Source organism: uncultured Mobiluncus sp. (assembly GCF_902488535.1).
Taxonomy (GTDB): domain Bacteria; phylum Actinomycetota; class Actinomycetes; order Actinomycetales; family Actinomycetaceae; genus Mobiluncus.
Genome location: NZ_CABTWO010000039.1, coordinates 1 through 4037, shown reverse-complemented (window position 1 = coordinate 4037; position 4037 = coordinate 1). Strand labels below are relative to the sequence as shown.

Annotated in this window: 2 protein-coding genes; one reads left to right on the top strand and one right to left on the bottom strand. The window is 56.9% G+C overall.

Going from position 1 to position 4037, the window contains the following annotated elements:
• Positions 1–210 precede the first annotated feature (210 nt).
• The gene (locus tag RDL66_RS08875; RefSeq protein WP_308536625.1) at positions 211–1764 is read left to right on the top strand and encodes an RNA-binding domain-containing protein; all 1554 of its coding nucleotides are present in this window, start codon (positions 211–213) and stop codon (positions 1762–1764) included.
• 319 nt (positions 1765–2083) lie between these two features.
• Here RDL66_RS08875 and RDL66_RS08870 read toward each other — a convergent pair whose 3' ends face one another.
• Complete coding sequence (locus RDL66_RS08870; protein WP_308536623.1) at positions 2084–3496, bottom strand: DUF4143 domain-containing protein; 1413 nt, start codon at positions 3494–3496, stop codon at positions 2084–2086.
• Positions 3497–4037: the final 541 nt, after the last annotated feature.

Genomic DNA, 4037 nt, shown 5'->3' with positions numbered 1-4037 from the left:
TAGTACCGCCAGCCATCGCGGGAGCGACGCCCATGCCAGCAACCAGCGCCAACGAAGCAGCGCCAATCACAAACTTCTTCTTCAAATTCATCTTCAAAAAAACCCTTCTTCTGGGTAATAAAGGGTCAGGATTTCGGGGTAAATCTGTTCTGTTCCCCAACTCTCGCACTTGCTCTTACACTTAAACTCTTTAAGTCTTATACTTAAAGAGTGTTGAACTCTGAGACTCTTATAAAAGTGCTTGATGAACTGCGGGAACGTGGCGGGGATTCTTACGATGTTGAAGTGAAAACGGGCGCTAATGGCATTCCTGGCCTGGGGCAGACCTTGTGTGCTTTTGCTAATATGCCTGATGGGGGCAAGATTATCATTGGTGTTTCGGAAAACCTGGATTTCAAAGTGTTGGGGATTGCTCCTTCGCGTATCGCAAAGCTGGAACAAGGCATAGCCGCTCAGGCTCGCGACCATATCAAGCCGCCTCCGCAGCTCGATTTCCAGACGCTAAAAATAGGCAGCAAGACCATACTTGTCGCAACGGTGCACGGGCTAGAACTCGCGTCCCGCCCTGCTTTCTATAAAGGTGAGGCATATTTGCGTCAGGCAGACGGCGAATACCCGATGAGTCCCCAGGAACTGCAGCATATCGACCTTCTGAAGACACAGGGTTTCGAACCGTTGCATCCCGACCGGTTTAATGTCCCCGGAACGTCCCTGACGGACTTGGACGCGTCCTTGCTCGCGGCCTACGATGAAGCGCTGTCACTGGCCTCCCGGCGTTTTCATGATATGTCACGCACTGAGAGGCTGGTTTATTCTGGGGTTCTGACTCCTGGTGGCGAAGCCACGCTTGGTGGTCTCTATGCTCTGGGCAAGATGCCTCAAGCGGTCACGCCGAGCCTGGGGGTGACCGCCGCGGTTCAGGTGATTGACTCTGAGCGCGGACAAAACACGACCGCAGGCACGTCCTTGGGTGAAGTCGCGCGAACGGTCTCGACGCCGCGTGTCATGGATTTGTCGCATTTTTCTGGCCCGGTCCCGGAGCTCCTTGAGCAATCTCTTGCTTGGGTGGAGCGCAATACCAGTAAAGCCCTGGTCTATGACCAGCACGGTCACGCCCGCGACCTGCCCACATTCCCACTCAGCGCGGCTCGTGAAATCATCGCCAACGCCCTGGTGCACCGTTCGCTGGCACCCATAACTGATTCCAAGCGGGTCGAGATTCGCATCCGTGGGAGTGTGTTATCGGTGACCAGCCCAGGCGGTTTATGGGGCGTGACCGCCGAGCGTCTGGGTAAACCAGGCGGTAAAAGCGCGGTCAATCCGATGCTTTACGAAATTTTGAAAAACGTCCGTACTCCTGACGGAGCGCGCGTAATCGAGGGTGAAGGCGGTGGCATCCGTGAAGCCATTCAAGTCCTTGAAGCCTGTGGCCTGCCGCGGCCCCGGTTTATCGACCAGGGAATAGAACTCCACGTCCTTATGCGACTCACCCCCGAATCCCCACGACCAGCCCCGATACAACAATCCTTGAGGTCTATGGAACCGATTCCGACCCCCGCCGCCCCCACCCAAACAAGCACCAAGCACGGTCCCGCTATCCTTGCCTCGCTGTCAGACGGTCCGCAAACCCTAAACACCATACGTTCTGTTACGGGACTCAGCGAGGGGCAGGCCCGATACGCGCTCGGGAAACTCATCGCTACCGGGAGGGTTTTAATGCTTGGTAGCCAAGGCGATCCAGATACAACGTACTGCCTTCAATAGACACCCGGGGATTAAGCGGGCCTTTACCGGCCAGAGCTGCAGGGCCACAGGGATTCCCAGGCCGATACCCGCCAGTGCTGCAGGCAAACCGGGAGGTTTCGTAAAGGGATACCCTACTGGGTTGTGGCTAACTAGTGGGATTTGGGCTGTAGCTGCCAATAATGGCAGCTACAGCCCAAATCCCACCTTATAACCCCCAAACACCGAAACACCCACCCACCCAGGCCCTAAAATACCGGCGCCCCCAGGCCATGTTTGTGACCGCCCCGACCTTGTGACTATAACCCCGACCAGCCCTGAAAATAACCCGTGACCAGTATCAGCAGCCCAGTGTTCCTATCGGAATGACGTAAACTCCGTCCGGGCGTTGGTAAGCGAAATCTCCGACTCCGGTGAGGACTGACAGGAAAGCGGGGGCGCGCATTTTGCTGGTGTCGATGAGTCCGGCGAGCCGTTTTAGCGTGGCCGCGCCGGTTTCGATGGCCGCGTCGCCCCCGAGCTTGATTTCAATCAACGCGTATCTGCCGTCATCTAGGTGGGCGATAGTGTCGCACTCCAAGCCGTTTTTGTCCCGGTAGTGGAACAGGGTTCCGCCCAGTGCTTCCGTGTAAGCTCGCAGGTCGCGCACCGCTAGGGTCTCGAACAGGAATCCCAGCGTTTGTGGGTCACCAGCTAGGTCTCTGGCGGTGGCTTCCAAAGCGGCAGCAGCTATCGAGGGATCGGTAAAATACCTGGTGTCCGAGGTCCGAATCGCGGTTTTTGAGCGCAGCTTCGGGCTCCACGCGGGAAGGTCCTCGATAACGAAAATCCGGCGCAGTGCCTCTAGATAGCTGTTTATCGTGTCCGGGCTCATCGCCTGCGCCTCGTGAGCGCGCATATCCGCCTGAATCGTGGCTATAGCCGCCTGCGACCCTTGCAAACGCGCGTAAGACCGCATCAGACGGCACGCGCGGGTTTCATCCCGACTCACGTCATCGACCCGACTGATGTCTTGTTTCACCACAGCTTGAAAATAGTCCCGAGCGGTCGCGGCCGCGTCAGCCGGGGCTAAAAACGTGGCCTGAGGCCAGCCGCCACGAGTTATCGCCTGACACAAACCCTCGATAGTCAAGGTAGAACTGGCCAGGAATCTCGGTTCACGTGGCTCCGTGGGAAACTCTAGATTACGAGGGCCTGAATCGTGCGAGTCTGGCAACAACTCCGACTCGGCTGGGCCGGATGGCGTGCCGTGTATGGATATGGTACACGGCACTGTTTCGACGCCTGACGGTTCCGAGTATTGGAACAACTCGGTCAAGCTCACCGCCCCGCTTGATTCCCCGGACTCGTACAGGCTCATCGGGCGCATCCGAATCCGCGCAAAACGCCCTGTCCCGGTGTGATGCAGTTTGTCCAAGTTTGTGGGCACCGCCGACCCGGTCAAAATGAACTGGCCCGGGGCGGCTCGACGGTCAACCGTGAACCGGATAGCGTCCCACAGTTCCGGGGCAAGCTGCCACTCGTCGAGCAGCAGCGGGACCGACCCCGCTAGCAGTTCCGAGGGATTGATTTTTGCCAACAGCTGGTTGCTTTCCAACTTTCCCGGTTCGTCGAGATAGCGTACCGACACCGCAGCCTGTTCCGCCGTGGTCGTTTTACCGCACCATTTCGGACCTTCGATTAGGACGGCTCCGCTGCGCCGCAACGCCTGTTGCAGGGTTCTATCCACCAGTCGTTGACGATATTCGCGCATGATATTGTCCAGGCCTTTCCTAAGGAAACAAAGCAATTCTAACCTATCTTAGGTAAAACGGCGCGATTTCGTTAGGCAAAATGGCGCGATTTCATTAGGTAATCTGGCGGAGGCTGTGATTGAAGTAGCAGGCACAGGCCTGAATCGAATCGTTTGGTATGAATGGCGTCAGTACTCAGGTTGCCTGGGTTTTTAGGGTCTGGGCGGGTGGATGGTTCGGTGTTTGGGGGGTTATAAGGTGGGATTTGGGCTGTAGCTGCCATTATTGGCAGCTACAGCCCAAAGACCACTAGTTAGCCACAACCCAGCCGGGTATCCCTTTACGAAACCCCCCGGTTTACCTGCAGCACTGGCGGGTATCGGCCCGGGGGTTCTCGGGTGTTTATGCCCCGATATTTACCCCGAAATCGGCACCCTTTATTACCCAGAAGAAGGGTTTTTTGAAGATGAATTTGAAGAAGAAGTTTGTGATTGGCGCTGCTTCGTTGGCGCTGGTTGCTGGCATGGGCGTCGCTCCCGCGATGGCGGCTGACGTGTTCTT